The sequence below is a fragment of the Brevundimonas nasdae genome (assembly GCF_016654005.1).
In the GTDB taxonomy this organism is placed as follows: Bacteria; Pseudomonadota; Alphaproteobacteria; order Caulobacterales; family Caulobacteraceae; genus Brevundimonas; species Brevundimonas nasdae.
Map to the genome: position 1 here is coordinate 434,362 of NZ_JAEPWN010000001.1, position 26,545 is coordinate 460,906.

Genomic DNA, 26,545 nt, shown 5'->3' on the forward strand with positions numbered 1-26,545 from the left:
GGACGAAACGCCCAATGCCCGGCTTCCTGAAGAAAAAACGCACATGGTTCGGCCTGCTGCTGGTGATCGTGCTGGGGGTCGGCTTCATGCTGTTCCAGTCCGCCGCCAAGACCAAGAAGGAAGAGCAGGCCAAGGCCGCCGCCACCAAGGTCGAGAGCCCCTATGCGGCCATCGCAAACGGCAAGGTCGATGTCGAGGGCGGCATCATCCAGATCGCAGCCCGTCGCGGCGGCATCGTCCGTGAGGTGCTGGTCCAGGAAGGCGAACGCGTCACCGCAGGCCAGATCCTGGCCCGTCAGGAAGACGATGAACCGCGTCTGGCCGTGCAGAGCGCCGCCGCCGCCGTGGCCCAGGCCGAAAGCCAGTTGAACCAGATCCGCGTCGACATCCGCACCGCCCAGCGCGAGCAGGAGCGTCTGCAGCGTCTGGCCGCCACCAACTTCGTCGCCGCCCAGCGTGTCGATCAGGCGGCGGACGCCGTGGCCACGGCCCAGGCCCGCATGGGTTCGCAGGTGGCGGCGGTCCAGACGGCGCGCGCCCAACTGGATCAGGCTCGCTATAATCAGGAGCTGACGGTCATCCGCGCGCCCAGCGCCGGCCGGATCGTTCGCCGTTACGCCAACCCCGGCGCGGGCGCCTCGACCCTGAACGTCTCGACCATGTTCGACCTGGAGCCGGACGCCCCGCGCATCGTCCGCGCCGAAGTGGTTGAAAGCGACCTGCCGAACCTGACCGACGGTCAGGCGGTCGAGATCAGCCCCGAGGGCGATTCCAGCAAGATCTACATCGGCACGGTGCTGCGCCGCGCGGCGGTATTCGGCGCCCGCAAGCTGGCTTCCGACGATCCGTCGCAACGCACCGACGAGCGCGTGGTCGAGGTCGTGGCCTCGGCTGGCGATGCGCCGCTGCTGATCGGCCAGCGGGTTCTGGTCAAGTTTATGAAGCCCGGCGAGACGGCGGGCGCCAAGCGCCAGGCGACGACCGGCGTCGGCCCGGCCCAGGCGATGCGTTCGCAATAAGCCGGGTCTGACGGCCTGAAGACAGAAGAGGCGGCTGGGCGCGACCCCGGCCGCCTTTTCTTTTGCTGTGTGAGGCCGGGGATCATCAGCCTGTGAGTTTTTCGCACAGGGCGCGGCCCTGAAACTCGATTTCCGCGCGGCGCGGCCTGCGGCATCTCCGGGCGATGTCTTCTGTTCGTATGATTGTTCTCGTGCTTGGCCTGGGCCAGGCAGTGGCCTTCGCCTCCAGCTATTATCTTCTGGGCGTCATGGCCGATCCTGCGGCGGCGGCGCTGGGGATCGGCACAGGACCGGTGTTTCTGGCGCTTTCCGGCGCCTTTCTGGTCTCCGCCGTCCTGACGCCCTATGCGGGCCAGGCGATTGAGCGTGTCGGCGGGGCGCGGGTGCTGGCGGGATCGAACCTGGCCTTCGCGTTTGCCCTTCTGATGATGGCCGCCGCGCCGCAGCCTCTGGTTCTGTGCCTCGGCGTCGTGCTGCTGGGCGTGGGCATGGGGGCGGGTCTATACGGCACGGCATTCGCCGTTCTGGTCGAGATGCAGGGGCAGGGCGCGCGGCGGGCGATTGCGGCGGTGTCCCTGCTGGGCGCCTTGGGCGGGGCGCTGGGCTGGCCGATCAGCCGCGAGGTGCTGGACCTAGCGGGCTGGCGGGCCGTGTTCGGCTTCTGGGCGGCCCTGCATCTGTTCGTCTGCCTGCCGATCGCCCTGACGGTTCTGCCCCAGCACAAGGGGCAGATGAAGGCGGCGGTTGATGTGTCGGCGATACGCTGGAGCCCTACCATGATCCGCATGGCGATCTTCTTCGCCGGGGCCTGGGCGGTGGCCTCGGCCATGGCGGCGCACCTGCCGCGCCTGCTGGTCGATCTGGGCATGACGGTGGAGCGCGCAGCCTGGGCGGCGGGTCTGATGGCGGCCAGCGCCATGGCCGTGCGCCTGCTGGACATCACTGTGCTGCACCGCTCGCACCCGATCCTGACGGCGCGGCTGGCCACACTGTTCCACCCGGCAGGGGCCCTGCTGGCGGTCCTGCTCGGTGCAGTCGGGGCGCCCTTGGCGGCGGTGGGGCAGGGCTTGGCCAACGGGTTCCTGTCCGTGGCCTCCGGCGCTCTGCCGTTGAAGGTTTTCGGAGCTGAGCGGTACGGGATGCGGCAGGCGCTGATCCTGACGCCTGCCCGCTACGTCCAGGCGGCGGCCCCCGCCGTCTATGCCCTGGCCCTGAATGTCTCGCCGGGCGTGGCGCTGGCGCTCAGCAGTGCGATCTGCCTTGGCATGTTCGCGCTTAGCTTCAGCTTCCGCGACGTGTCACCGGCCTGAGAAATCGCCGGGACGTTTCTCCAGCACGGCGGCGACGCCTTCCTGATGGTCTTCGGTCAGGTGGGCGATGGCCTGCATGGCGGCCGAAAGCTCCAGGATCTGCTCGAACGTCTGGTCGCGCCCCTGCCGCATCAGGGTCTTGGCCATGCGCAGGGCCTGGGACGGCTGGGCGGCGATCTGGGCGGCGGTGGTCAGGGTTTCCTGCATCAACCGCTCATGCGGCACGACGCGGTTGACCAGCCCCCAGCGCTCGGCCGTCTCGGCGTCGATGCTGCGGCCGGTGAACAGCATTTCCGCCGCGCGGGCGTATCCCACATCGCGCGGCAGTCGCCATGCCCCGCCGTCGCCGGGAATGATGCCCAGCTTGAGGAACGGCACGCCGAAGCTGGCGCGGTCCGAGGCGATGCGGATGTCGGCGGTGGTGGCGATGCCGCAGCCCAGACCCATGGCGGGGCCGTTCACCGCCGACACCAGCGGCATTTCCAGATCATACAGCGACCGCACGATGCGATGGACGATACGGCGATAGCGGACGCGGATCTCGGCGCCCGATCCTTCGAACAGGTCGCGCCTGTCGCGCATGGCCGTCAGGTCGCCGCCCGCGGAAAAGGCCCGACCGGCCCCGGTCAGGACCACGCATTTTACGGATGGATCGGCGTTGGCGCGGGCGCAGGCGTCGGCGAACTCATCGCCATCCGTCATGTCGGGCAGGGCGTTCAGGCGCGCCTCGCGGTCCAGGGTCCAGATCAGGATGTCGCCCTGTCTGTCTTCAGCGATCAGGCCCATGCGTCGTCTCCGTGTCTGGGAGCCGTCATCGGCCAGCGCCGTCGCGTCACGCAAGCCCGGAATTGCAAAAGCCCCGGATAAGACCGGGGCTTCCTGGCTGTCAGCCCTTCAGGCCGTCAGCGTTTCTTGATCGTATAGGGTACGAAGTTGGACGGATGGCTGACCACCCGATTGGAGTTGGACGGCATCTGCCGCGTGTTCACCAGCATCCCGCCCCACAGGGCGAAGGACATCATGGCGTGTTGGAGGTTACGCTCCTTATCGTTCATCTTGGCGTCTCCTTTCGCAGAACGATGAAAAGAGACACGTCGTACCAATGGGGATTCCACCCTCAGTCGTTTCGCGTCAGAACCCAAGATAGTCAGTTTCACAAAAAATGCAAATTTATCGCTCAGCATTCGGAGTAAATTTTGTGACAGTGTCACGATGACCGAGCCCGCCGCCCGCCCTGCGCCGCCCAAGGCGATCGCCACGCCCTGCGTGATGGTGTGCGCTGTCGATGGCGAAAGCGGCCTGTGTCTGGGCTGTTTTCGGACGTTGAAAGAGATCGCCGGATGGCGCGCGCTGACGGATGATGAACGGGCGGCGGTCATGGCGGACCTGCCGTCGCGGCGCTCGCAGGTCGATCCGTCCAAGCTTTAAGGTTTCATCAGCCAAGTCGCTTCACGGCATCCCAACCTCGGGCGCCTAGAACGGCGATGTCGCGTCTTGCGATGCAGCCACAGCGCCTTTGATGATCCGTGTCGATTTCCAGTCTGCAGCCGTTCTCAGCGGGGCCTTGCTCGCCGCGTTCAGCACGGCCCTGGTCATTCGTCACCTCGAAGGCGGCGGAGAGGCGCTGGCGGCGTCGGCCCCGATCCCGGTCGTCCAGGTTCAGGGCACGGTTTTGGAACCGGCGACAGGCCATCCTGCACAGGTCATGCGCGCGGCCGACGGCCACTACTGGGCCCAGGCCCGCATCGACGGCCATGCGGTGCGCGTGCTGGTGGACACAGGCGCTAGTCTGGTGGCCCTGACGCGTGAGGACGCCCGGCGTCTGGGCGTTAACCCGGCCCCTTCAGACTTCACCGGCAAGGTTCAGACGGCGTCGGGCATGGTGCGCGCGGCCCCGATCGAGCTGTCTTCGGTGTCCGTGTCGGGCGCGCGGATCGACAAGGTTCAGGCCCTCGTGTTCGAAGACGGCCTGTCCTATTCGCTGCTGGGCATGAGCTACCTGGGGCGGCTGTCGGCGTTCGAAGCCACCCCGGCGGGTCTGACGCTCAGGCCTTAGGCGTTCTGGCCCTAAAGATCCTGCATCTGACGGCGGGCTTCGCGGAAATACTGCCAGCCGGTCCACAGAGTGATCACGGCGGCGAACCAGATCAGGAAGACCGCAAAGGTTTCAAACGCCGGTTGCCACGACAGGGGCGAGCCGTCCTCGTTCTGCAGGCCGAAACCGCTCCACAACAGGGTCAGTTGCAGCGCCGCCAGCGCCACCATCTGAACCGTGGTCTTCCACTTGGCCGCCAGGGTCACGGGCAGTTCGATGCGGCCCGCCATGGTTTCGCGCAGGGCCGAAACTGCAAACTCGCGGAACAGGATCAGGCCGCAGGGCAGGGCGATGCCGGGCAGAGAGCCGGACGCCAGCACGCCCAGAATGGCGCCGGTGATCAGAACCTTGTCGGCGATGGGGTCCAGAATTGCGCCCCAGCGCGTGGTCGAGTTCCAGCGCCGCGCCAGGAAGCCGTCGACCCAGTCGGTCGAGGCGGCGATGACGAAGATCCAGAAGGCCCAGACGCCGAACTGCAACTGGGTGTCCGGCGACAGCCAGGCGTCCAGCGCGCCGGGCGCCGCGCCCGCCAGCATGGCGAACATCACCACCCCGGCGAACAGTCGGATGCCCGTCAGGATGTTCGGGATCGGATTAATATGGTGGCCGGTGCTCATCGTCATGTCCGTTGCAACCCGCCGGGTGTCGCATGGTTCGGCGATCAGGCCAATGTTCAGGCCATTGTTCAGGCCAGGGGTTCAAACCTGGGCTTGTCCGTCAGGGCGCGCAGCACGCCGTCGGCGATGCCGAAATGCAGGCCGCTGAGCGTCAGGTCGCCTGCCGCCTCACGTTCGGCGATCCAGGGGAAGGTGCGCAGATTGCGGATCGACAGGCGCACGATGGCCTCTTCCGCTGCGCGCTCCACTTCGTGCGCATCGACGGTTTCGGCGACATGGCGCACGACCGGCGTGCCCTGCGCCACCCAGGGGGCGACAAAGTCCGCGCAGTTGTCGGGCGCACCGTTCAGCATGGCGTTGACCCCGCCGCAGTGGGCGTGGCCCATGACCACGATGCGGCGCACGTTCAGAACCTTGACCCCGAACTCCAGCGCCGCCGATACGCCGTGCAGCAGGCCGTCGGGCTCATAGGGCGGCACAAGATTGGCCACGTTGCGGACCACGAACAGTTCGCCCGGCTTGGCGTCGAAGATCAGGGCCGGGTCGGCGCGGCTGTCGGAACAGGCCACGATCAGGGTGTGCGGTTTCTGGCCCTTGACCAGCGCCTCATACTCCGCGTGGGCGGCAGGCCAATGCTCGGCGCGGAAGCGGTGATAGCCGGCGGTCAGTTCGTCTTCGGATGCGCTCATGCGGCATTCTCTAGCGCCTTGGGCGGCGGCAAGAAATCGTGTATACGCGTATATACGAAAGGAGCGCCTCATGACTGTGACCAGCCGAACCTTCCGCAGCGGCAATAGCGACGCCGTACGCCTGCCCAAGGAGATTTCGTTCGGTCCCGGCGTCGAGGTCGAGATCGAGCGCAAGGGCGATGTGGTGACGATCTCACCCAAGAGAAAATCCGTGAAGGAGATGCTGGCCAAGCTGCGCAGCCTGCCCAAGCCGTCCAGCATCGGCGTGCGCGAAGAGGTCGAAATCCCCGATCGGTCCGGCCTTTAAACGTGGCCTATCTGCTCGACACCAATGTCGCCATTCACCTGCGGGACGGCGACGATGAGATCGACGCGCGCGTGGACGCCCTGGCGCCTCCGCTCTTGCTGTCGGTCGTCAGTCGGATCGAACTGGAGGCTGGCCTTGTCCGCCCAGATCGCGATGCTCAGGATCGGGCGCGCCGACTGGACGCGTTGCTGGACGTCGTGCCGGTGCTTCCATTTGGTTCGGCGGAGGCCCTGGCCTATCGCCAGATCATCGCGGCCTGCGGCTTCTCGCGCCGCAAGGTGCTTGATCGGATGATCGCGGCCCAGGCCCTGGTGGCGGGAGCGGTTCTGGTCACGCGCAACGGCGATGATTTCCGCGATGTTCCGGGGCTGACCCTGCTGGAGTGGTGAGGGCGGTCAGCTCTTGCGGAAGAAGGCGTGGATGCGTTCGGCCAGGGGCTGGCTGATGCCGTCCACCTTGATCAGATCGGACACAGAGGCGCGACCCACGCCCTTGGCCGATCCGAAGGCGTGCAGCAGGGCCTTCTTGCGGCCGGGGCCGACGCCTTCGATCTCGTCCAGCGGGTTCTTCTTGATGTCCATCGAGCGGCGCTTAGCGTGGGCGCCGTTGGCGAAACGGTGGGCTTCGTCACGCAGCCGCTGCAGATAATAGAGGGCGGGCGACTTCAGCGGCAGCATGAAGGGGGGCTTGCCGGGCATGAAGAACTTCTCCATCCCCGCATCGCGATCCGGCCCCTTGGCCACGCCGACCACGGCGATGTCGTCGACGCCCATCTCGGCCATCACAGCCAGAACCTCGGCCAACTGCCCCGCGCCGCCGTCGATCAGCAGCAGGTCGGGACGGACGGCGTCCTCGCCTTCCTCCTCGTCCTTGACCAGACGGGCGAAGCGGCGGCGCATCACCTCGCGCATCATGCCGTAGTCGTCGCCGGGCGTCAGGTCTTCGCCGCGGATGTTGAACTTGCGGTACTGGGATTTCTGGAAGCCGTCCGGTCCCGCCACCACCATGCCGCCCACAGCATTTGTCCCCTGGATATGGGCGTTGTCGTAGATTTCGATCCGCTCGGGCCGGGCGTCCAGACCGAAGGCCTCGCACACCTCGTCCAGGATTTTGCCCTGGGCCGAGCTTTCGGCCAGACGACGTCCCAAAGCCTCGCGCGCATTGGTCAGGGCGTGGTCGACCAGCGCCAGCTTCTCGCCGCGTTGGGGCCGCACGATCTCGATCTTGCGCTCCGCCTTCATCGAGAAGGCCTCCTCCAGCAGCTCCAACTCATGCGGGCGGACGTTGGACAGGATCAGGCGCGGGATCGGCTTGTCCTCATAGAACTGGCCCAGGAAGGCGGCCAGAATCTCCGGGTCCGTGTCAGTCTTGTCCACGCGCGGGAAATAGGCCCGCCCGCCCCAGTTCTGGCCCGCGCGATAGAAGAAGACCTGCACGCAGGCCTGTCCGCCGTCGGTGTGCAGGGCGAAGACGTCGCCTTCCGCCACGCTGTCGGCGCTGACCGAGTTCTCCATCGAAATGGCCGACAGCGCGCGAATGCGGTCGCGCACGCGGGCGGCCTGTTCAAAGTCCATCTCGTCCGACGCCGCCTGCATTTCGCCGGACAGGCGGCTGATGACGGCGCGCGACTTGCCGCGCAGGAAGGCCTCGGCCTCGGTGACCAGTTCGCCGTAGTCCTCCAGCGAGATAAGGCCCGTGCAGGGTGCCGAGCAGCGCTTGATCTGGTGCAGCATGCAGGGCCGCGTGCGGGTCTCATAGACACTGTCCGAGCATGATCGCAGCAGGAAGGCCTTCTGCAATGTGTTCAGCGTCCGGTTCACGGCCCAGGTCGAGGCGAAGGGGCCGAAATACTGGCCCGGCGTCGTATGGGCGCCGCGATGTTTCCTGATCTGCGGGGCGCGATGGTCGCTGCGGATCATCAGTTCGGCGAAGGATTTGTCGTCGCGAAGCAGGACGTTGAAGCGCGGCTTCAGCTTCTTGATGAAGTTGGATTCCAGCAGCAGGGCCTCGGTCTCGGACGCCGTGACCACCAACTCCATCGACCGGGTCTGCGACACCATCAGGCCGATGCGCTGGGTGTGGAAGCGGCCTTGGGCATACTGGATGATGCGCTTCTTCAGCGACTTGGCCTTGCCGACGTACAGGCACGAGCCGTCCTCGCCATACATGCGATAGACGCCCGGCTTGTCCGGCGCGCGCCGGGCCTCGTCCGCGATCAGGGCGGCGGCGGCCAGAGGCGCGGCTTGCGGATGCGCCGCTTCAGCGGTCGTGGTGTCAGGAATCGGGGGATCGCTCGAAATCATCGCGCCCTATATAGGCGCGCCCGCTCACAGACGCGATTGAGAAGCCGGTCACCACAGGACGTCGGCGGGCCGTCCGTTGAAGATCTCCTCGATCCGCGCCCGCGTGGCCCGGTGAGTGTCCTCGGGCAGGGCGTCGGGATGGAACCAGCCGATCTCGGCGATCTCGCCATGACTGGTTCGCTCGCCCATGTCGAAAGTGTCGATGCGGAAGACGACGACATGATCGCCGGGAAAGAAGCGCTCGTTGGAATGGATGGACAACAGCACCGGCTGTCCGCGTGCGATCAGTCCGCCTTCCTCACGCAGTTCACGCACCACGGCGGCCTGGGTCGTTTCGCCCCTGTCCACCCCGCCGCCCGGCAGCCACCAGCCCGCCAGATAAGTGTGTTTGACCAGCAGCACGCGCCCCTCGCCATCCACCGCCACGCCCCGCACGCCCAGCGTCTTGCCCCGCGTCAGCCGGGACCAGGCGAAGAACAGCGGGCGGGTGAAGGGTTCGACGTGCCGGCGCCAGGTGGTCATGAGGCGAGCATGACGGGGTTATCGCGGCTTGAACAGCGCGCCGCTCCGCTTTAATCGGGGTGGAACGAACAGGAGCATCCCATGCTGGCTCTCGGCATCATCTTCGCCTTCATCGCCGTCTTCGCGGCCATCAACTATTTCGAGTTCGGTCGGGTTGACTGAACCGTCGCTGCGGGGCGTCGCGCTGGTCACGGGCGGGGCGCGCAGGATCGGAAGAACGATCTGCCTGACGCTGGCAAAGGCCGGCTTCGACGTGGCGATCCACCACCATGCCTCGGGCGACGAGGCCCAGTCCCTGGCCGACGAGATTGTGGCCATGGGACGTCGCGCCTGTCTGCTGCAGGCCGACCTGAAGGACGAGGCCCGCGTGCGCGGCCTGATCCCCGCCGCCAATGCGGCGCTGGGGCCGGTGACGGTTCTGGTCAACAACGCCTCGGTGTTTCAGGACGACCGGATCGGCGGCCTGACCCGCGAAAGCTGGGACACCCATGTCGAGACCAATCTGCGGGCGCCCCTGGTGCTGGCGGAAACCTTCGCCGCGCAGACGAGCCAAGGCGTCATCATCAATCTGCTGGACCAGAAGGTGCTGAAGCCGGACCCGCGCTTCTTCTCCTACAGCCTGTCTCGCAACGGCCTTTGGTGGGCGACCCAGACCCTGGCCCAGGCGCTGGCGCCGGGCATCCGCGTCAATGGGGTGGGGCCGGGGCCGACCCTGCCGTCGATCCACCAGACGCCCGAAGAATTCGCCGCCGAAGCGCGCGGCACCCTGCTGGAAACCCCCGGCAGTCCCGAGGCGGTCGCCGACGCCGTGCTGTGGCTCATTGACGCCCGCATGGTGACGGGCCAGATGATCGCCGTCGACGGGGGCCAGCATCTGGCCTGGCGCACCCCCGACATCCAGGAGTAGCCGCGTGGTCCAGTCGTCGTCGGTGTCGCCGTTTCCGGCGGATGAGCCGCTGCGTTACGAACGCCTGAGCGTCTTTGTGCGCGGGTTGGAGGTCGAGGCCGGGATCGGCGTCTATGACCACGAGCAGGGGCGTCTTCAGCGCCTGGTCATCGACGTGTCGCTGGAGCTGGAGCCCAAACCCATCGAGCGGCTGGGCGACACCATCAACTATGAAACCGTGGCCAATGCGGCCCGCGCCATCGCCGCCGAGGGCCATATCGGCCTGGTCGAAACCTTCGCCGAACGTCTGGCGCGGGCCTGTCTGGACGATCGGCGGGTCCAGAAGGCGACCGTGCGGATCGAAAAGCCGGGCGCTTTGCAGGCCGTGATCGCGCCGGGCTGTGAGATCGTGCTGTCTCGCTAACGTCTGATCGGTTGCGCCTGGCCCGCGACCCGGCCATTGTCGCTTGCGAATCCCAGCCGCGAGCGGCGTGAGAAAGCGTTCGATACCCATGGCCGAACCCGGCGATCCGAAAGGCCCAGCGGGCGTAAACCACGATCAGGATCTGGATGATCTGGTCGGCTTTGCATCGCCGCGCGCCTTGGCGGGCCGACCGCGTGAGGCGCAGTCTGACGCCATCATCACCCCCGTGTTCACGCCGACCGACGACCCGGTCGATGAGCGGGAGCCGGACCTGTTTGATCCGCCTGAGCCTGCGCCCCTGACCCCGGCCTTCGCGGAACCGGTTGAGCCGCTGGAGCCGGGGCCGTTCGACCGGACGGAAACCTTCGGCGCGCCGCTGGAGACGCGGTTCTCGGCGGATCGTAAGCGTCGGGCGCGCGCCCAGACCGAACCTCAGACCCAGTTTCAGCCGGACCGCCCGGTTCCGTCGGCAGCGCCGGTCGCGGCGATGCGTGAGGCGCTGGCGCGTGAAGAACAGGCGGAGCGCAAGGCGTCCGCCCCGGCTGCGCCCATGGGCCTGTACGCCATCTATGTGCTGATCCTTCTGGCGGTGCCGACCTTCGGCGCCTCTGCGGTTCTGGCTCTGCTGGCGGTGACGGTCCGGCGGGCGTCGGACGACGCCCTGGCGCGGAGCCATTTCATCTATCAGCAGCGCACCCTGTGGATCGCGGCGGTGACGGCGGTGGTCGGCGCCCTGCTGGTGGTCGTCAATGTCGGGGTTTTCGTCCTGTTTCTGCTGGCGCTGTGGGTGCTGGCGCGCGGGGCCTCCGGCGTCTGGAAGCTGAAGGACGGCAAGCCCGTCGCCAATCCGCGCACCCTGCTGTTCTGACGCACCCGCCCGATGGAACGTCCCTCCGCCCCGTCTGTTGATGGCTCGAAGGAGTTCATCATGGGTCAGTTCAAGGACGATGCGATCGAGAACCGCTTCGAGCAGGATTTCGACGGGGATGCGGGCGCGGGCAAGGTTTGGGCGGACTACGCCGTTCGCGGCGGCGCCCGCATGATCCTGCACGTCGAGGCGGAGCAGGGGCTGCGCGGTTCAGGCGCGGCGGCCAAGTTCATGCAGTCGATGGCGGAATACGCCCGCGAGAAGGGGCTGATGCTGTTCCCGCGCTGCAGCTACGCCGTGGCCTGGCACAAGCGCCACCCGGACTATGACGACGTGCTGGCCTGAGGGCGCAGATCGTCAGCCGATGCGGTTGACGATGGTCTTGATGGTCTCGGCCCGCGTCGGCAAGTCGGCGGCGATGCGCGAGGCGATCTCACGGGCGCCGACCGGATAGGCGTCGCCGCCGCCAGCGATTTCCTTGGCCTTTTCGGCAGCCTGAAGCAGCAGGCGCTCCAGCTGTTCGATCTCTTCCAAAGCCAGGGCATGAGCTTCAAGCTGCAGGCGTTTGACGCGTTCGCCCGTCGTCTCAGGCGCGCGCATGAGGTCGTAGATGGCGGCTTCGGTTCCGACCAGGCGAAGGTCGGGCTTGGCGTCTGATCCGGTCTTCTTAGTCATGGAATCGGCTCCTTCTAATCGCGAGCCCTGACAAGGTGCGTGTTCCCGCGCGCGCCGTCGAGCGGCGGTTTAACGGTTGTGTCCGCTCTGTGGCCGCGACGCATCGTTTTTCACCGGTTTGGCGACCTTTTTACAGTTCAGGCGCGCGGGCCGGGACCATCGCCGGGGCGACGACGGGGGCCAGGACGCCGCCCGCGACAGCGCGCAGGGGCGAGCGGGGCGTGTGCAGCACGGCCGGATTGACGCTGACGCCGTCCTGAGCCGGGGTCACCAGGAAGCCCTTGGCCGCCAGCCTGTCGCCCGAGCGCACGCGCGAGGTCCACACTGAGATCGGCGCAGCCAGCAGCAGCGGCAGGACGATGGGGGCGAACCAGGTCGCCAGGTCGGGGCGGACGCACAGCGGAATGATGAAGGCCACGCCGGCGGCCATCTGCCAGCGCATGGCGCGGAAGGCGTCGGACCAGGCCAGGCCGTCGGCCTCACGCTGCTGGGCGGTCCAGCCGGCGTCGTGGCCGGACAGGATCTGGATGAAGGCCTTGGTGTTGGCGACCATCAGTATGGGGGCCAGGATGGCCGACAGGGCGATCTCGGCGGCCATGCCCTTGGCGATGGCGCGGCGTCCGCCGAAGGCGCGGCGTTCGGCCGGGCGGCTCAGCACCAGTGCGGCGCCCATGAACTTGGGCCCGATCAGCAGCACGCCCGACAGGAAGGACGCCAGCATGAAAGGCGTGAACTGCGGGTTCAGGATGTAGAAGAAGCTGGTCCAGTCCACCGGATAGAACATCTGGATGAACAGGCCGACCATCAACGACGCCAGCCACAGGGGCGACGACAGATAGGCCATGCAGCCCATCACCAGCTGCAGGCGGCTCATGGGCGACAGGCCCTTGGCGCCGATCAGGCCCAGGTGCTGCAGGTTGCCCTGGAACCAGCGGTGATCGCGACGGATGAAGTCGGTGATCGAGGGCGGGGTCTCCTCCCACGATCCGTCCAGGGCGGCGGTGACGTGGACGGCCCAGCCCGCGCGGCGGATCAGGGCGGCCTCGACCACGTCATGGCTCAGGATATGGCCGCCGAAGGGCTTCTTGCCCTTGAGCGACGGCAGGCCGCAGCAGGCTGCGAAGGCGCGCGTGCGGATGATGGCGTTATGGCCCCAGTAGCTGGATTCCGAACCGGTCCAGTAGGCTAGACCTGCGGCGGCGACGCGACCGTACAGGCGCACGCTGTACTGCGACACGCGGGCGAAGATGGTGCGGGCCTTGATGATGACCGGTGCGGTCTGGATCATGCCGACGCCGGGGTTGCGCTCCATGGCGTCAACCATGCGCAGCAGGGTTTCGCCCGCCATGGTGCTGTCGGCGTCCAGAACGATCATGTTCTCATAGGCGGCGCCGAAGCGGCGGATCCATTCCGACAGGTTGCCGACCTTGCGTTCGGCATTGTCGGTGCGGCGGCGATAGAAGGCCTTGGACCCCGCGTTCATGCGGAAGGACTGGAACACCGACAGTTCGGCGGTGATGGCCTCTTCCTTGGTCGAGTCGCTCAGCACGAAGATGTCGAAGGCGGCCGATGCGCCGAGGCGCGCCAGCGAGGCGTCGATCTGGGCCAGGCGCGCAAACGAGGCGCGGGCGTCTTCGTTGTACAGCGGCATCAGCAGGGCGGTGCGGGTGCGCGGCGTCTGCGGGTGGGCGGCGAACATCAGGTCGGCCTGGTCCTTGCCGCGCAGCATGACGACCAAACCCATCAGGCCGCTGACGAACCAGCAGGAGATGGCGGTGATCAGCACCATGAAGATGCCGAAGGCCAGCATCTCGGTGCCGTCCCAGCCTTCACGCGCATACAGATAGAAGGGGGCGATGGCCGACAGACCGGCCATGAACAGGGTTCCGGCCAGCAGCATAAGGCGGCGCATGGCGATGTTGCGCGGCGAGGTGACCGGCGTGACCGATCCCGCCGAGGCGGTCGTGTCCGTCAGCGACTGGCGCGGCATCTCCAGGGGGGCTTCGTCAGGCAGCCAGGCCCAGGGTGCGATCGTCTTCTGGATGTCGGCGTGTTCGACAGCGCGGATAGACAGCTTGGTCATGCCGTTCAAGATGCCCCCTGATGACCATTCGTCGTCCGGAAGGCGGGGCGACGCGGAATGCTGCACTGCAGCGACTTCGCCTATAGTCGATCACATTCGCGCGATTTTCAATCACGCGATGTTGATCTGAGCGAAAAAAAGCGTGGATTCCTACCGCGGATTTGCGATCACGGCCTCGTGAAGGCCGTCAAGCGGCGCTTCGATGGCGAGTTGTCGCAATTTTCGCTCCAGAACCCAGGCCGCGACCCCCACCCAGCATACTAGGACAATGGCGTAGATTCGCTCCCACCACCCGACATTGGCGTCATTGACCGTGCCGGGGAAGACCAGATGCTTGGTCATGACGGTCAAGATGGCCATCAGGACGAAGGTCACGGCCAGGAAGATCTTCAACCGCGTCAGGTCGTTTCGCGCGGCCAGGCCCCACAGAAGCAGCAGGGGCGCCAACTGGATGCCCAGACCCAGGTTGATGACCATGTGGCGCGGGTCCGGCCATGGATAGAGGGTCGACAGCGACAGGCCTGCGCCCGCCAGAATGAAGACGATGGCGATGACGGCGGCGGGGATGCGTGCGCGCGTCAAAGCATAGATGGTCAGGCCGAAACCGATCCCCGCCAGAGCCGCCATGATACCGGCTGCGAACAGGCCGGCGTTGAAGATCATCGGCTTGCGCGCCGTGGCCCCGCCCAGTTCGCTCAGATACTGGGTGGCGTTGTTGAAGTCGGGATAGGCGGCGATGGCGACCACGACGACCAGCAGGGCGATCACGGGGGCTGCCACCCCGACGCCCAGCAGATGCCGACGACGACGATAGGGCGTCCTGGCCTCTGGCCGCAGGTCGATGGGCCAGGGCTTGTCGTCCAGCGGCTTCAGCCCCCACAGCGGCCGGATGAAGGGGATGCGCTTGACCACCTCATAGATGGCCAGACTGCCCAGGAAGGTGATCAGCACCAGCGACAGAAGCTCCACCGGCGCCGACAGATTGGCCGGGCGGATGATCCAGACCGCGATCACCAGAACCGTCTGGTGCGCCAGATACAGGGGGAAGGTGGCCTCGGTCAGATACTTCAGCACCGGGCTGGACCTGTCGCGCAGATACAGGCTGCCAAAGCCCAGGATGGCGGTGATCACCGCCCATTGGTCGATGCCATAGACGATGGCCTTGGGCACGCCCCAGAAGGCCCGCCCGCCCGGATGCCAGACCTGGGCCATCATGATCGGCAGGGCGACGGCGGCCAGGGCCACGCTGACCCAGCGCAGCCGCTCCATGTCGCGCCAGATGCTCTCGCGGCCCACGATGGCGAAGCCGAAGATGAAGGCGACCAGCGACAGGGCGTGATTGTACCAGTCCACCGTCAGGGTGTTGGTCAGGCCGAAATAGGGGAACAGGGCGATGCGGATGAAGATCAGATAGAGGATCGGCAGAACCAGCACGCGCCAGCCCCGCAGATGCTGCTCCAGCCAGTCGCCGATGCGCGGGATCAGGCCGGGTTGGCGCCACAGCAGGATCGTCACCGCGCTGTAGGCGGCGATATAGACGATGAACCACAGATGGTTGACCGGAACGCCGTCCATCAGGCCGCGCCAACTGAACTCACGCGCCATCCAGTCCAGATAGCCGTCCATGCCGCCGGGCCAGTTCGCCTTGTCGCGCGCCTCGATCCACGACTGCAGCGGCACCAGCGCCACCGTGCCGAACAGCAAGGGCGGGACCAGACGGGCGAACCGGGCGCGGGTCACCTCACGCGGCGTTCGGCGTAGGGTCATGAACCGCAGGGCCGCGCCGGACACCAGAAACAGCAGCGTCAGCCGCCATGGGTTGGTGATCAGGATCGCCTCGCGCATCCACTCGAAGGTGTGGGCGCTGTGCACGTGCCAGCCATAGACGCCGTACACCAGGCCGACGTGATACAGGATCAGCAGGGCGAAGGCGCTTACGCGGATCCAGTCCAGATCATAGCGACGCGCAGACGGGGCGGAAGACGAGGTCACGGGCGCGTCTATGATCCGCTCCGTACGGTCAAGCAAGCGGGCGAATGGTCTCGCTTGAGCCGGTCTGGGTTGTGGCTTGCCGCTCAAACGGCTTCAGGTTGCGCAAGGCCGAGGGCGGTCAGGGTGGCGGCGATCGAGGCGTCCTGCGCGGCCTGATACAGCGCCATCTCGTCCTGGACCGGCCGTCCCAGCGCCTTTTCAAAATCGGCCTTGGCCGGATCGACGGCATAGGCGGACGCCCGCGCCTCAGCTCCCAGATTGGACTGGAAGATGCCCGCTGCGCTGACGGGCAGGAAGTCCTCATAGGTGATGGGTTCGGCGACGACGTGGCCCAGGTCGATCAGGGCTTCCAGATCATCGGTCTCGGCCCGCGCGGCCAGACCCTGCGGCGTCGCGCGATAGCGGAACCAGCCCAGGCCTTCGCGACGCATGGCGGTCCAGTCGTCGGGCAGGGCGGAGAAGTCCTTATTGGCCAGGGCTTCGTCATACAGGGCGCGGCCTGTCGGGGTCAGGGCGCAGCCGCGCTGTTCGATCTCGCCGAAGCGGGCGGTGTGCGCGCCTGCCACGGCGCCGGCGTCGGACGGGAAGGTGATCGGCTCCTGCAGCGCCTTGAAACTGGTCTGGCGCAGCAGGATGGGGCATTCGCGGGCAGGCGGACCTTCGATGGTCTCCTTGGGCGTGATGCCGCGCGCGGGCATGGCGGCCTGCGCGGCGTCGATGTCCAGCGTGCGCGGCGTCAGGTGGTTGATGTGCGGGCCCTTGAAGCTGACGACGTCGGCGATCAGGCGGTGGGCGGCGACCAGACGCTCATAGGTTTCCGCGCTGACGGTGGCCTGGGCGTGCCAGCGGAAGGTCTCCAGCAGTTCGGCGACGAACAGATCTGTCTGCGCCTCGTCCAGGCCGCCCATCCGTTCCGCCGTGTCGATCAGTTCGCGCGCGCCGGGGGTGAAGATGTCGCGCCGCGCCAGGGTCGCCGCGGCCTCTTCACGCAGGGCTTCGTCCTCGATCAGCTCCAGCCGAAGCAGGGACGTGAAAACCCGGAACGGATTGCGCGCCAGGGCGGCCGGATCGACAGGCCGGAAGGCGGTGGAGTGAACCGGCACGCCAGCGGGTGCGAGGTTGTAATAGCTGACAGGCTCCATCCCCATGACTGCAAAGGCGCGGGCGATGGTGGCCAGTTCGTCCGCCGTGCCGACGCGGATGGCGCCGTGCCGTTCCTGCGACAGGCGCGCCAGTTCGCCTGACGCCGCCAGCCGGTCGGCGTTGGCGGTGTCGGTCTTCAGCGTCTGGGCGTTGATGTCCGCCACCAGGGTCAGCAGGTCGCCGTATTGGGGCACCTCGGCGCGGTACATGGCCGACAGGGCGGCCGAGAAACGGCTGCGGATTTCGTCAGGATGGACGAAGGCGGACATGGACGGCTCCCTTGGTGTTTTGACCCATCCCTACCCCGGCAGGTCGCCGGGCGAAACCCGGCGACCTGGGGCGTTTTGTCGGACGCGGTTAGGCCTGAACGCCGACGCCGAGGGGGCAGACCACGCCGGTGCCGCCAATGCCGCAATAGCCATTGGGGTTCTTGGCCAGATAGCCCTGATGATAGTCCTCGGCGAAATAATAGACGCCGGCGGGTTCGATCTCGGTGGTGATGACGCCGCGCCCCGCCTTGGTCAGAGCGGTCTGATAGGCGTCGCGCGACGCCTCGGCCTCACGCTGCTGTTCGTCGTTCAGGGTGTAGATGGCCGAGCGATAGGTGGTGCCGATGTCATTGCCCTGGCGCATGCCCTGGGTCGGGTCGTGGTTCTCCCAGAAGGCCTTCAGCAGTTCGGCATATGAGGTCGCCTTCGGATCAAACACGACCTGAACCACCTCCGTATGGCCCGTGCGTCCTGTGCAGGTTTCTTCATATGTCGGGTTGGGCGTGATGCCGCCAGAATAGCCGACCGAGGTGACCCAGACGCCGGGCAGGTTCCAGAAGATTCGCTCGACTCCCCAGAAACAGCCCATGCCGAAGAGGGCGGTCTGGAACCCCTCGGGGTGTGGGCCCTTCAGCGGGCGGCCCGTGACGAAATGCACCTCGTCCGTATGCAGCGGCGTGGCGCGGCCGGGCAGGGCGGTTTCCGGCGTCGGCAGTTCGGCGGTCTTGGTGAACAGCATGGAGCGTTCCTTTTCGGCAATCGTCTTCAGCGCCCATATGGGGACGTCGGATCGACTTGCCCAGCGGGAGAAGGCGTTCGCCGCGACCTTTGTCAGGCGCGGCTTTGGCCGAAGGCGAACTGAAGACCCAGCAGGAAGGCCCAGAAGGCCGCGATGGACGGCGTCTGCAAGGCGTAGTCTGTCGTGCCGTGGATCAGCACCACCAGGCTGGCGGCGACCAGACCGCGCGCCGTCGTCTGGCCCTTGCGGACCTTGCCCGTGCGCCAGACGCCTACGGCGATGATAACCCCGATCAGCAGGAACATCGGCGTGGCCCCGACAATGCCTGCCTCTTCCAGCCACTGGATATAGAGGTTGTGGGTCGCGCGGATCAGCCAGAGATCCTTGTAGTTCTCCGCCGTCATGATCTGGCTGTTCACGTCGTTGAACGTGCCCAGGCCGTATCCGAACAGCGGCGAATCCAGGAAGGCCTGCCAGTGGGCGGTGAAGATGCTGGTCCGCACCAGAGTGTCGCGATCCAGAGCATCGAAACGCGACCACAACAGATCATTGCCGCCAAGCAGCAGAACGGCGCCGACGACCAGCAGCACGGCGCCGCTGATCAGCACCGGCAGACGGCGGCCCTTGTTCTCGATCATGTCCCACAGCAGCAGCACGCCCGCCGCGACGACGGTCGCCGCCACGCCCATGCGCGAAGCCGTTAGCACCACACAGGTGACGAACAGCAGGACATAGGCCAGCGGCACAGCCACTTCGCCCAGTTGTTTCATGACGTCCGTGCCCTTGGCCTGACGCCAGCGGCGCAGCAGATTGGCCAGACCGATGACGGTTAGAATGCCGAAGACCGAGGCGCCGCTGTTGGCGCTGAGGAAGCCGCCCGACAGACGCCCGCCCGCCATGATCTGCCCCCCGGACAGGAAGCTCAGCAAGGCTATGGCCGCATAGACGGCGCCGAGCGCCAGCAGAACATCGACCGTTGCGCGCGCCCGGTCCGACCGGGCGCCTTGCAGACAACCCAGGACGAAGACGCAGCCCAGGCCCACCAGCTTGGTCATTTCGAGAATGGTCGCCGACCGGTTCACGGTCGACGATCCGGCCATGTCCGCCCAGGCCCAGATCGGATGAGGTCCGCCGGGCGTGAATGGCGTCAGGCTCCAGGCCGCCACGCCCAGTGTGATCAGGAACAGAACGGCCAGCGGCCAGACCGGCTTCAGGTCAAAAAGCCCGATGCGCGCAGGCGGCGCGGCCAAAGCCGCAACCAGCAACAGGCCCAGCACCACGCTCAGCCACTGGGCCGCGGCGACATGGTTGGCGCCAAAGGTCAGGTGGGCCGCGAACAGCAGGGCTGGGACGACGCCCAGCACGATGCGACTGCGCCAATCAACGCGCTCCGGGCCGCCCTTAGAGGACGGCCCGGCAAACGCCGTGGAACGGCGACGACGACGATGTGAGGTCTCAGACATTCAGTCCGCCTCAGGAGGCGTAGTACTTCTTATATTCGGAATAATAGTAGCCGGAGTCGCCGTAGCCGTAGCGGGCCTGGGCATTCATATCGACCTGCGTCAGGGCCAGACCCGAGACGTGGGCGCCGGATTGCTCAAGCAGTTTCAGGGCGTTCGCGATGGCCTTTTCAGGCGTCTTGCGCCAGCGGGCCAGAACCACGGTCGCATCCGAACGCGAGGCCAGAACGCGGGTGTCGGCGACGGCCAGAACCGGCGCGGTGTCCAGGATGACCAGGTCGAAGCTTTCACGCAGGGTTGCGATCAACTGGGTCATGGCCTCGGAGCCGAACACGTCCTTGGGCGTGAAGCTGTTCTTGGCCAGCGGCAGGACATAGGCGCCGGACGGTTCGTCCAGCAGCAGAGCCTGGTCCAGGGTGGCGCTGCGGTTCAGAACCTCGATCAGGCCCTTCTCAGGCTCGACGCCCAGCAGTCGGTTGACGTTGCGGCGACGCAGGTCGCAGTCGACCAGAACCACGCGGGCGCCCGACTGGGCGGCGACGCGCGCTAGACAGACCGAGGTCGTGGTCTTGCCTTCAGCGGGCAGGGCGGAGGTCATGGTGATGACCTTGGTCTGCTTGCCGACGCGCGAATACAGGATCGAGGCGCGCAGGGCGCGGACCGACTCCGCGAAACCGGACAGCGGCTTCTTGAGGACATAGTCGACCGGGGTTTCGTCGCGGTCCACCGGATCGGCGACCGAAGACATCATCGGCACCGAGCCGAGGTTCGGCAGGCCCAGCTTGCGCTCCACGTCCTCGGCCGTGGTCAGGCCCGAGTCGAGCATTTCAGCCAGGACCACGCCTGCCAGACCGCCGCCGATGGCCAGCACAAAGCCCAGGGCCAGGTTCAGCGGGATGTTGGGCGAAGACGGCTTGGTCGGGATCTTGGCGCGCGACACGACGCGGGCGTCGGACTGTTCGATGCCTTCCGAGGCGCTGGTCTCTTTGAAGCGGTCCAGGAAGCTCTGGTACAGGGTCTGGACGGACTGGGCGTTGCGCTCCAGTTCCGACAGACGGACGCCGGCCGCGTTGTTGGCGGCCAGGGTGCCGCGGGCGCCGCCCAGGCTGGACGCCATGGAGCTGGTGCGTTCACGGGCCACCTGAACGCGGGCTTCCAGGTTGGAGATGATGCGTTGGATCTCGGCCTGGATCTGGCTGTCGATATCGGCCAGTTCGCGTTGGGCGCGCAGCATGTCGGGGTGGCGGGGGCCATAGCGGCTGGACAGGTCGGCGACCCGGCCCGAAACCTCGGCGCGGCGCGCGCGCAGTTGCTGCACGACCTGGGAGCCCAGGGCTTCACCGACGTCTTCGCCGGTCGAACCGGCGGCCAGCTGACCCCGTGCAGTGCGCAGACGGGCTTCCTCTTCAGCCTGCTGGGCGCGGACGGTGGCCAGTTGTTGGTTGTAGGTCGAGATTTCCTGCTCGGTCAGGGTGGCGCCTTGCGAGCTCAACAGGTTGTTGGCGGCGCGGTACTGGGCCACAGCCGCATCGGCCTGTTGCACTTCAACGCGCAGTTCGCCGAGGCGATCGTTCAGCCAGACGTTGGCCTGACGGGTGGCGTCGAACTTGGCTTCCAACTGCTCCAGAAGATAACGATCGGCGAAGGTGTTGGCGATGCGCGCAGCCTTGGCCGGGTCTTCCGACGCGAAGCCGACGTTCATCACATAGGTCAGACCGGCGCGGCGGATGCTCAGGCGCTTCAGCACCGCATCAACGACCTGTTCCTTCTCCTTCTGCGCGGCGACAGCGTCGAGACGGTCGCGGGCCGCGTCAGGGGCGGCTGCGCCGAACAGGACGCCGATGCCGCCGATGACCGACTTGATCGGGCCCGGGTTGCCCAGCGCATTGTTGAATTCGGGATCGTCCTGCAGTTTCAGCGTGTCGACGACGCGCTCAGCCAACTGGCGGGATTTCAGGATTTCGACTTCGGTGTCGACGACGCTGGAGTCCGCCGACAGGCCGGAAAGCACCGCTGCAGAATCGACAACTTGAGCCTTGCGGGTGTCGATCATCAGATTGGCGGTGGCGGTGTAGAGCGGCGTCGCCTGAACCGTGACGACGATGGTCGCCACCATCACCAGAATGGCGACAGCCAGAAACAGCTTCAACCGACGGCGGAAGACGGCGATCAGGCGATGAAGATCAATCGCCTGGCCGAGGGAGGCGGACCAGCCGCCTCCCTCTCCCCATTCACCCGAAGGCTCGCCCCGTGAACCGGCTTGTGCCGAGCGCGCGTCGAAAATCTGATTCATGAGGAGACCATGCTGTCGGAAATGACAGCCTTACGCTTAGAACTGTGAGACCAAGGAGAGCATGACGCGGTTCACGTTGTACTTCACGCCCGCGTTGGCGCCGTCCGAGGACTGCTTCAGGTGGCTGGCGGTGACGCTGACGCCCAGGTTGCGATTCAGCAGATAGGTGCCGCCCGCAGCGATGCTGAACCGGTCGTCATCGCGATCGATGCCGTTGTACTCGTCGCGGCTGAAGTTGGTGTTGGCGCTCAGGATCACGTTGCGCAGCAGTTCATGATCCACAGCCAGGCCCACGCCGTTCGACAGATAGCCGCCCGAGCCGACAATGCCGGAATCTTCGATGGTGCGCGAACCGGTGACCGTGAAGGTCGTCAGTTCCGTGGGGAACCACTGCACTTGGGCGCGGGCGCCGAAGCCGTCGATGTTGCTGAAGGCGGCGCTGTCATACTCTTGGCTGATGTAGCCGACGGCGAGCTCGCCGCGGGCGACGGCGCCGACTTCGAAGTTGACGCCGACCAGAGCTTCATATCCCGAGGAGTCGCGGTTCGGATCGGTTGGGGTCGAAGCGACCTTGTAGCTTCTGTCATTGCCAGTGACCTGCACGAAGAAGGCGGTCGCGGGGCTGAAAGCGTAATCGACGCGGCCCGACAGGCTCGAGACGTCACGGTCGCGGTTGGTCTGGTCAATGACGGCGCCCGAAAGGGTTTCACCATTGCGATAGTCGAACGAGCGGAAATCACCGCGACCCGACAGCTTCAGACGGCCAGTGACGCGCGTGGCTGCGATGAAGGCCTGCGTCAGGTCATATTCGATCGGCTTTGCACTGGCGACCGGGGTGTTCGACGAGGTGCGGGGCTCCGTCAGCTCCGCATAGTCGGCGCCGAAGGCGATATTGGCGGCGCGATTGATATCCACCCGACCCGAGGAGCCGATGCCCCAGTTGTTGGTGTCTTCAGTGCCGTAATCCGAATAGCGGCTGAAATCGCCGCGCACATAGGCCTGAAGGAAGTGGCGGGACCAGCCGGATTCCACAGCCAGTTCAGGCTTAACGCGGAAAATAATGTCGTCCACAGCGCCGTTTTCGGTGGCGTAGACGTTGTCGTTGAACTCGACGTCGGCCTGAAGGCGCGGGAAGACGGTGAAGGCGCCGGCCGGCAGGCCGAGAGCTTCATATTCGGGGTGAGCGCGGTCACGCACAGCGACTGCACGGTCACGGGCGAACAGATCTCCCGACTGAGCCAAGGCGGCGCGAAGTGCGCTGTTGGACGATTGCGCCGAAGCCATGCCGGCGGGGGCAATCGTGGTCACGGCCGCGACAAGCGCCAGCCCTTTCCGCATCACGGACATGGTAACCTCTAAATCTTATAGGGCGAGCCAAGCGAATCGGCTCGTTTCATATGCAGCTTGAATTAAGGATCGGGCCGGATGTCGAATCCGGCCCGACACAGATTAGTTGTTGGGCGGACGATAGTCCGAGCCGCCGCCGCCGCCGCCGCCCGCCGAAGGCGGAGCGCCAAGCGGAGCGCCGCCGACGGCGCCGCCCGAAGCTGCAGCAGCGCCGGTCGGGTTCGCGGCTGTCGAAACTTGGGATTGAACCGAGCCGACGGCTGCAGCGGCGGCCGGCGACAGGGCGCCCGAAGCGGCCAGTGCGGCGCGGGCAGCGCCCAGAGCAGCCGTAGCTGTCGCGGGGCTTGCACCGCTGACGGCGATGGTTTGCTGGATGGCGGCTTCAACAGCAGCCTGGGTTTGTTCGGCCGAAAGACCTTGAGCGGCGGCGTTGGCTTGGGCCTGGACGACCGCAGCCTGGATTGCAGTGCTCAGCGCCGCGACCTGATCTTGTGCGACGGCCATGGCGGGAACGGCCACGACAGCCGTGCCAGCCGCCAGCGCAAATGCGCGCATGGCTGCAGCGATAAGAACGGACTTGTACATGGTAGCCCCTCCGATAGGTGGTTAAGTTAGTGTGTGCACTATGCCCGAACCGTCTAGCTTAATGCCAGCGTTATTCAAAGAGCTTGGCGGTGATGTTTTTTGCTGTTGCGAAAAGGAAACGGTTCAGCTTGTCTGAAGCCGCATTCATTAACCTTGTCAAAGCCTAAGGTATTGACGGGTCGATGTTCCTGTAACTGCGTTTTGCGTCACTTCGTTGAAAGGCGTGGGCGACTGAGGCTGTTGCTAGCAAGATCAGCATCAACCACCCTGTGGCATTAAGCAGCAGGCTGGTGGTGGACGCGTGGATGCTGTCGTCGAGCAGGTTGGACAGATGCATGAGGACGGCGAAGCCTTGAAGCCCCATCAGAAGGACAAGCCAGCGGTCGCTCCAGCGGAAGACAACCAGGCCGTACGCCAGAAAGACGAGGATCGACCGAACCTGGACCATCCAGTCCACCTGATCTAAATCCAAAGCAGACATCAGGACGTACAGGCCAAGTGCGTCAAACAATGCGATGATTGCACAGGCGCGGTGCGGCGGCCCGCCCAGAACCAGTGCGAGGCCGATGACGATGAAGCCCGCGAAAAAGCCGAGGATTTGATAGAGCGTGGCGAGCGCCTGCAGCAGGTCCATGGCGACCCTCCCTAGGCCACCATGAACAAGCGGGTGGGAACGGTAAAGGCGTCAGGCGCGCAGTTGGACGATGTTTTCAGTTTCGGCTGTGGGTCTTGTCGGGCGTTCCTTCGAGTTGCCTGGAATCTCGGCGACCGTGATGCCCAGTTTGCGCTGCACCGCCGACAGGCTTCGGTGCGCCTCAATCAGGGAGCCGCGCGCCGTGGTCATGTCGGTCAGTGCGGAGCAGACAGAGGCGACGGCGGGTTGAGCCCAGGCGCCGTTCACGCCGGCCTGAATTTGCAGCTGCGGCAGTTCGGCGACGAGAAGCGAGGCGCGCGACATCGCGTCATCCATCGCGCGTTCGGCTTCATTGATGATGGCGGCCACGCGGGCTGCGGCCTGCAGTTGATCGGACATGAGGGGGCTCCACCGCGCGACGGCGGTTTGCTGAGGTTGAATTTTGACGGGATTCAGGGCTGCGCTTGGATCGACTGGACGAGTCTCTGCAAGGAGACTGCGCCGTAAAGCGCCGCAGGCACGATGATCGCCAGTCCAAGCGCGATGCCGACGGCTGTCAGTAGTCGCAGAAACGGGCGACCGACAGGGCTTAACTGTGGAGCGGTCTCTTCGGCAGGTCTGACAGGCAGGACGCCGAGCACAGGATCTCGAACATCAACATCTGTCCGGACAGAAAGGGCGCCTGTTGTTGCAGGGCGGACACCAGGAACGGGATCATGTTCCGGTGCGTACGTCCCGACGCCACCAGCTCCAGAGCCTTCTGGAAGTCGCCGTAGGTCATCGGGGGCATCAGGTCGTCCGGCGAGATCGGTTGCCGAGCGTGGTCTGTCATCGTCATTTGTTCCCTCCACGTGAACAGGTGGAGGAAAGCCGACAATCATGTCCGCGCCTATTGCGTCTGATTCCCTATAGGGATTTTCCCCCATGGGCTGGAGCGCGCCTTCATCAAGCAGCAGCCGCACGGCCTCGTCACGGGATGCGACGCCCAGCTTCCTGCAGGCGCTGGCGACCTGGGCGTCGATCGTCTTGGGCGCCTTGCCGGTGAGCCGGGCGATCTGCTTGCTGCGATAGTGGGCGGCGACATAGGCCATCACTTCGCGCTCGCGATCGGTCAGCAGGTTGGCGGGTCCTGGCTTGTTTTCGGCAAGCGGCGTCATTTTAAAAGGTTAATGCCTTCTCAGGGGCGGCGTCCACCCCTGACGGCAAAGCTCGATTCGGTGGCATGGGTCTGATTCAGCCCGCGCATCTTGAAGCGGTCGATCCGCGTTCGACAAAGTCGAAGGCGACCACGCTGCTGTCGGGAAGGTCGGGGACGCCGCTCTTGAACCGGATCAGCAGGTCAGCGGCTGTCGAGGTCATTTCGGCGATAGGCTGAACTACAGACGACATGTCGGCGAACCTGGCCAGGGGCGTATTGTCGAAGCTGATCACAGACAGGTCTTGCGGCACGGACAGGCCGTGCTTCTCGGCGGTGCGCAGGGCGGCCAGCGCCATGCGGTCGTTGCTGGCGACGACGGCGGTGGGCGGCGAGGGCAGGGCCAGCAGGGTCTCCATAGCGTCGACTGCGGACTCATAGCTGAAGTCGCCGCGTCCGATCAGGGCTTCATCAAGTCCGCCAATGGACGACCTCATCGCCTCGCGATAGCCATCCAGCCGGGCGCCGCTGAGCACATACTGGTCGCTGCCGGTGATGAAGGCGACGCGGGTATGGCCCAACTCCAGCAGGCGGCGAGTGGCGAACTCGGCCGCCTTGCCGTCGTCCATCGAGATCGAGAAGCCGTCGCCCGTGGCCACAGAGCCGATGCGGGCGAAGGGCAGGCCCAGCTTGGACAGCAGGCCCGTGATGACGGGGTTGTCGGAGTGCGGCGGCGTCAGGATCACGCCGTCAGGGTGCAGGGCCGAAATGGCCGCCGTCACTTCACGTTCGACATGTTCGGACCCGGTGTCGACCAGTTCAAAGATCATGCGATAGCCGTGCGTCTCGCACTTCAACATGCCGCCCATCAGCATCTGGTCGACCCAGTCCGTGCCTTCGCCCGAGCGCCAGCCCTCGATGGTGCGTTCCTTGTCGTTCAGCGCCATCAGCAGGAAGGAGCGCGAGCCGCCCATGCGCCGCGCCGCCAGGCTGGGCACGTAACCGAGCTTGGCCACGGCGGCCAGAACGCGCTCCTGCACGACCGGACGCACGTTCGGCTCCTTGTTCATCACCCGAGAGACGGTCTGAAGCGACACGCCAGCCTCTGCAGCGACGTGTTTGATTGTAACCGCTCGGCGCAAACGACAGC

At 65.9% G+C, this 26,545-nt stretch carries 29 protein-coding genes; 10 read left to right on the top strand and 19 right to left on the bottom strand.

Annotated elements, in window-relative coordinates; translation table 11 throughout:
* Window positions 1-14 precede the first annotated feature (14 nt).
* Entirely contained in the window at window positions 15-1,019 is a 1,005-nt protein-coding gene (locus JKF87_RS02115; protein WP_201096836.1) for an HlyD family secretion protein, read from the top strand.
* Between the two features lie 191 nt (window positions 1,020-1,210).
* Window positions 1,211-2,329: an MFS transporter gene (locus JKF87_RS02120; protein ID WP_201096837.1), complete on the top strand. Its 1,119-nt coding sequence runs from the start codon at window positions 1,211-1,213 to the stop codon at window positions 2,327-2,329.
* On the opposite strand, the gene JKF87_RS02125 is transcribed toward JKF87_RS02120, so the two are convergent.
* Both JKF87_RS02125 and JKF87_RS02130 read right to left on the bottom strand, forming a co-directional pair.
* Window positions 2,318-3,115 (bottom strand): crotonase/enoyl-CoA hydratase family protein, encoded by a 798-nt coding sequence (locus JKF87_RS02125; RefSeq protein ID WP_201096838.1) that lies wholly within the window; start codon window positions 3,113-3,115, stop codon window positions 2,318-2,320. The two genes, JKF87_RS02120 and JKF87_RS02125, sit on opposite strands and share 12 nt — an antisense overlap.
* A gap of 116 nt (window positions 3,116-3,231) precedes the next feature.
* The gene (locus JKF87_RS02130; RefSeq protein ID WP_201096840.1) at window positions 3,232-3,384 is read right to left on the bottom strand and encodes a hypothetical protein; all 153 of its coding nucleotides are present in this window, start codon (window positions 3,382-3,384) and stop codon (window positions 3,232-3,234) included.
* A 157-nt stretch (window positions 3,385-3,541) separates the two neighbouring features.
* Here JKF87_RS02130 and JKF87_RS02135 point away from each other — a divergent pair, with 157 nt between their 5' ends.
* Together JKF87_RS02135 and JKF87_RS02140 are read left to right on the top strand one after the other, a co-directional pair.
* Window positions 3,542-3,757, top strand: a complete 216-nt coding sequence (locus JKF87_RS02135) for a DUF1289 domain-containing protein (protein WP_201096841.1) — start codon at window positions 3,542-3,544, stop codon at window positions 3,755-3,757.
* 91 nt (window positions 3,758-3,848) lie between these two features.
* On the top strand, window positions 3,849-4,385 hold the full coding sequence (locus JKF87_RS02140) for a retropepsin-like aspartic protease family protein (RefSeq protein WP_201096842.1): 537 nt from the start codon (window positions 3,849-3,851) through the stop codon (window positions 4,383-4,385).
* An 11-nt stretch (window positions 4,386-4,396) separates the two neighbouring features.
* Here JKF87_RS02140 and pgsA read toward each other — a convergent pair whose 3' ends face one another.
* On the bottom strand, window positions 4,397-5,041 hold the full coding sequence (pgsA, locus tag JKF87_RS02145; RefSeq protein WP_201096844.1) for a CDP-diacylglycerol--glycerol-3-phosphate 3-phosphatidyltransferase: 645 nt from the start codon (window positions 5,039-5,041) through the stop codon (window positions 4,397-4,399).
* A 68-nt stretch (window positions 5,042-5,109) separates the two neighbouring features.
* On the bottom strand, window positions 5,110-5,730 hold the full coding sequence (locus tag JKF87_RS02150; RefSeq protein WP_201096845.1) for a carbonic anhydrase: 621 nt from the start codon (window positions 5,728-5,730) through the stop codon (window positions 5,110-5,112).
* Between the two features lie 70 nt (window positions 5,731-5,800).
* Between JKF87_RS02150 and JKF87_RS02155 the strand changes: the two genes are divergently transcribed.
* On the top strand, window positions 5,801-6,037 hold the full coding sequence (locus JKF87_RS02155) for an antitoxin (protein WP_201096847.1): 237 nt from the start codon (window positions 5,801-5,803) through the stop codon (window positions 6,035-6,037).
* A 2-nt stretch (window positions 6,038-6,039) separates the two neighbouring features.
* Window positions 6,040-6,426, top strand: a complete 387-nt coding sequence (locus JKF87_RS02160; RefSeq protein WP_201096849.1) for a PIN domain-containing protein — start codon at window positions 6,040-6,042, stop codon at window positions 6,424-6,426.
* Between the two features lie 6 nt (window positions 6,427-6,432).
* On the opposite strand, the gene uvrC is transcribed toward JKF87_RS02160, so the two are convergent.
* Window positions 6,433-8,340 carry an excinuclease ABC subunit UvrC gene (gene uvrC, locus JKF87_RS02165; protein WP_236261028.1) on the bottom strand — a complete coding sequence of 636 codons (1,908 nt, stop codon included), beginning with the start codon at window positions 8,338-8,340 and terminating at the stop codon, window positions 6,433-6,435.
* Window positions 8,341-8,388: 48 nt separating this feature from the next.
* A complete protein-coding gene (locus tag JKF87_RS02170) occupies window positions 8,389-8,862 on the bottom strand; it encodes an NUDIX domain-containing protein (protein ID WP_201096851.1) in 474 nt (157 codons plus the stop codon).
* A 154-nt stretch (window positions 8,863-9,016) separates the two neighbouring features.
* On the opposite strand from JKF87_RS02170, the gene JKF87_RS02175 reads away from it, so the two are divergent.
* The 4 genes from JKF87_RS02175 (at window position 9,017) to JKF87_RS02190 (ending at window position 11,385) form a co-directional block, all read left to right on the top strand.
* A complete protein-coding gene (locus JKF87_RS02175) occupies window positions 9,017-9,769 on the top strand; it encodes an SDR family oxidoreductase (RefSeq protein ID WP_201096853.1) in 753 nt (250 codons plus the stop codon).
* 4 nt (window positions 9,770-9,773) lie between these two features.
* Window positions 9,774-10,172, top strand: a complete 399-nt coding sequence (gene folB / locus JKF87_RS02180; RefSeq protein ID WP_201096856.1) for a dihydroneopterin aldolase — start codon at window positions 9,774-9,776, stop codon at window positions 10,170-10,172.
* An 88-nt stretch (window positions 10,173-10,260) separates the two neighbouring features.
* A complete protein-coding gene (locus JKF87_RS02185) occupies window positions 10,261-11,040 on the top strand; it encodes a hypothetical protein (RefSeq protein ID WP_201096858.1) in 780 nt (259 codons plus the stop codon).
* Between the two features lie 60 nt (window positions 11,041-11,100).
* Window positions 11,101-11,385, top strand: coding sequence for a GNAT family N-acetyltransferase (locus JKF87_RS02190; protein ID WP_201096860.1), 285 nt, complete (start codon window positions 11,101-11,103; stop codon window positions 11,383-11,385).
* A gap of 12 nt (window positions 11,386-11,397) precedes the next feature.
* Here JKF87_RS02190 and JKF87_RS02195 read toward each other — a convergent pair whose 3' ends face one another.
* The 13 genes from JKF87_RS02195 to JKF87_RS02255 form a co-directional block, all read right to left on the bottom strand.
* Complete coding sequence (locus JKF87_RS02195) at window positions 11,398-11,715, bottom strand: hypothetical protein (protein ID WP_201096861.1); 318 nt, start codon at window positions 11,713-11,715, stop codon at window positions 11,398-11,400.
* 130 nt (window positions 11,716-11,845) lie between these two features.
* On the bottom strand, window positions 11,846-13,798 hold the full coding sequence (gene mdoH, locus JKF87_RS02200; RefSeq protein ID WP_201096862.1) for a glucans biosynthesis glucosyltransferase MdoH: 1,953 nt from the start codon (window positions 13,796-13,798) through the stop codon (window positions 11,846-11,848).
* Window positions 13,799-13,948: 150 nt separating this feature from the next.
* Window positions 13,949-15,790 carry an acyltransferase family protein gene (locus tag JKF87_RS02205; protein WP_307417248.1) on the bottom strand — a complete coding sequence of 614 codons (1,842 nt, stop codon included), beginning with the start codon at window positions 15,788-15,790 and terminating at the stop codon, window positions 13,949-13,951.
* 83 nt (window positions 15,791-15,873) lie between these two features.
* A complete protein-coding gene (hglS, locus tag JKF87_RS02210; RefSeq protein ID WP_201096865.1) occupies window positions 15,874-17,202 on the bottom strand; it encodes a 2-oxoadipate dioxygenase/decarboxylase HglS in 1,329 nt (442 codons plus the stop codon).
* A gap of 88 nt (window positions 17,203-17,290) precedes the next feature.
* Window positions 17,291-17,941, bottom strand: coding sequence for a peptide-methionine (S)-S-oxide reductase MsrA (gene msrA, locus JKF87_RS02215; RefSeq protein ID WP_201096867.1), 651 nt, complete (start codon window positions 17,939-17,941; stop codon window positions 17,291-17,293).
* A 92-nt stretch (window positions 17,942-18,033) separates the two neighbouring features.
* Window positions 18,034-19,404, bottom strand: coding sequence for an O-antigen ligase family protein (locus tag JKF87_RS02220; RefSeq protein WP_201096870.1), 1,371 nt, complete (start codon window positions 19,402-19,404; stop codon window positions 18,034-18,036).
* 10 nt (window positions 19,405-19,414) lie between these two features.
* The gene (locus JKF87_RS02225; RefSeq protein ID WP_201096871.1) at window positions 19,415-21,694 is read right to left on the bottom strand and encodes a GumC family protein; all 2,280 of its coding nucleotides are present in this window, start codon (window positions 21,692-21,694) and stop codon (window positions 19,415-19,417) included.
* A gap of 36 nt (window positions 21,695-21,730) precedes the next feature.
* Complete coding sequence (locus JKF87_RS02230; protein WP_201096872.1) at window positions 21,731-23,041, bottom strand: outer membrane beta-barrel protein; 1,311 nt, start codon at window positions 23,039-23,041, stop codon at window positions 21,731-21,733.
* 102 nt (window positions 23,042-23,143) lie between these two features.
* Window positions 23,144-23,626, bottom strand: a complete 483-nt coding sequence (locus JKF87_RS02235; RefSeq protein WP_201096873.1) for a hypothetical protein — start codon at window positions 23,624-23,626, stop codon at window positions 23,144-23,146.
* A gap of 163 nt (window positions 23,627-23,789) precedes the next feature.
* Complete coding sequence (locus JKF87_RS02240; RefSeq protein WP_201096874.1) at window positions 23,790-24,260, bottom strand: hypothetical protein; 471 nt, start codon at window positions 24,258-24,260, stop codon at window positions 23,790-23,792.
* A 51-nt stretch (window positions 24,261-24,311) separates the two neighbouring features.
* Complete coding sequence (locus JKF87_RS02245; protein WP_201096876.1) at window positions 24,312-24,659, bottom strand: hypothetical protein; 348 nt, start codon at window positions 24,657-24,659, stop codon at window positions 24,312-24,314.
* A 53-nt stretch (window positions 24,660-24,712) separates the two neighbouring features.
* Window positions 24,713-25,417: a helix-turn-helix domain-containing protein gene (locus JKF87_RS02250; protein WP_201096878.1), complete on the bottom strand. Its 705-nt coding sequence runs from the start codon at window positions 25,415-25,417 to the stop codon at window positions 24,713-24,715.
* A 76-nt stretch (window positions 25,418-25,493) separates the two neighbouring features.
* Window positions 25,494-26,537, bottom strand: coding sequence for a LacI family DNA-binding transcriptional regulator (locus JKF87_RS02255; RefSeq protein ID WP_275945209.1), 1,044 nt, complete (start codon window positions 26,535-26,537; stop codon window positions 25,494-25,496).
* Window positions 26,538-26,545 lie beyond the last annotated feature (8 nt).

Coding starts and splice junctions, on each gene's coding strand:
- JKF87_RS02115 (WP_201096836.1), top strand. CDS start 15: ATGCCCGGCTTCCTGAAGAAAAAACGCACATGGTTCGGCCTGCTGCTG.
- JKF87_RS02125 (WP_201096838.1), bottom strand. CDS start 3,115: ATGGGCCTGATCGCTGAAGACAGACAGGGCGACATCCTGATCTGGACC.
- JKF87_RS02130 (WP_201096840.1), bottom strand. CDS start 3,384: ATGAACGATAAGGAGCGTAACCTCCAACACGCCATGATGTCCTTCGCC.
- JKF87_RS02135 (WP_201096841.1), top strand. CDS start 3,542: ATGACCGAGCCCGCCGCCCGCCCTGCGCCGCCCAAGGCGATCGCCACG.
- JKF87_RS02140 (WP_201096842.1), top strand. CDS start 3,849: ATGATCCGTGTCGATTTCCAGTCTGCAGCCGTTCTCAGCGGGGCCTTG.
- pgsA (WP_201096844.1), bottom strand. CDS start 5,041: ATGAGCACCGGCCACCATATTAATCCGATCCCGAACATCCTGACGGGC.
- JKF87_RS02150 (WP_201096845.1), bottom strand. CDS start 5,730: ATGAGCGCATCCGAAGACGAACTGACCGCCGGCTATCACCGCTTCCGC.
- JKF87_RS02155 (WP_201096847.1), top strand. CDS start 5,801: ATGACTGTGACCAGCCGAACCTTCCGCAGCGGCAATAGCGACGCCGTA.
- uvrC (WP_236261028.1), bottom strand. CDS start 8,340: ATGATTTCGAGCGATCCCCCGATTCCTGACACCACGACCGCTGAAGCG.
- JKF87_RS02170 (WP_201096851.1), bottom strand. CDS start 8,862: ATGACCACCTGGCGCCGGCACGTCGAACCCTTCACCCGCCCGCTGTTC.
- JKF87_RS02185 (WP_201096858.1), top strand. CDS start 10,261: ATGGCCGAACCCGGCGATCCGAAAGGCCCAGCGGGCGTAAACCACGAT.
- JKF87_RS02190 (WP_201096860.1), top strand. CDS start 11,101: ATGGGTCAGTTCAAGGACGATGCGATCGAGAACCGCTTCGAGCAGGAT.
- JKF87_RS02195 (WP_201096861.1), bottom strand. CDS start 11,715: ATGACTAAGAAGACCGGATCAGACGCCAAGCCCGACCTTCGCCTGGTC.
- mdoH (WP_201096862.1), bottom strand. CDS start 13,798: ATGACCAAGCTGTCTATCCGCGCTGTCGAACACGCCGACATCCAGAAG.
- hglS (WP_201096865.1), bottom strand. CDS start 17,202: ATGTCCGCCTTCGTCCATCCTGACGAAATCCGCAGCCGTTTCTCGGCC.
- msrA (WP_201096867.1), bottom strand. CDS start 17,941: ATGCTGTTCACCAAGACCGCCGAACTGCCGACGCCGGAAACCGCCCTG.
- JKF87_RS02220 (WP_201096870.1), bottom strand. CDS start 19,404: ATGTCTGAGACCTCACATCGTCGTCGTCGCCGTTCCACGGCGTTTGCC.
- JKF87_RS02225 (WP_201096871.1), bottom strand. CDS start 21,694: ATGAATCAGATTTTCGACGCGCGCTCGGCACAAGCCGGTTCACGGGGC.
- JKF87_RS02230 (WP_201096872.1), bottom strand. CDS start 23,041: ATGTCCGTGATGCGGAAAGGGCTGGCGCTTGTCGCGGCCGTGACCACG.
- JKF87_RS02235 (WP_201096873.1), bottom strand. CDS start 23,626: ATGTACAAGTCCGTTCTTATCGCTGCAGCCATGCGCGCATTTGCGCTG.
- JKF87_RS02240 (WP_201096874.1), bottom strand. CDS start 24,260: ATGGACCTGCTGCAGGCGCTCGCCACGCTCTATCAAATCCTCGGCTTT.
- JKF87_RS02245 (WP_201096876.1), bottom strand. CDS start 24,659: ATGTCCGATCAACTGCAGGCCGCAGCCCGCGTGGCCGCCATCATCAAT.
- JKF87_RS02250 (WP_201096878.1), bottom strand. CDS start 25,417: ATGACGCCGCTTGCCGAAAACAAGCCAGGACCCGCCAACCTGCTGACC.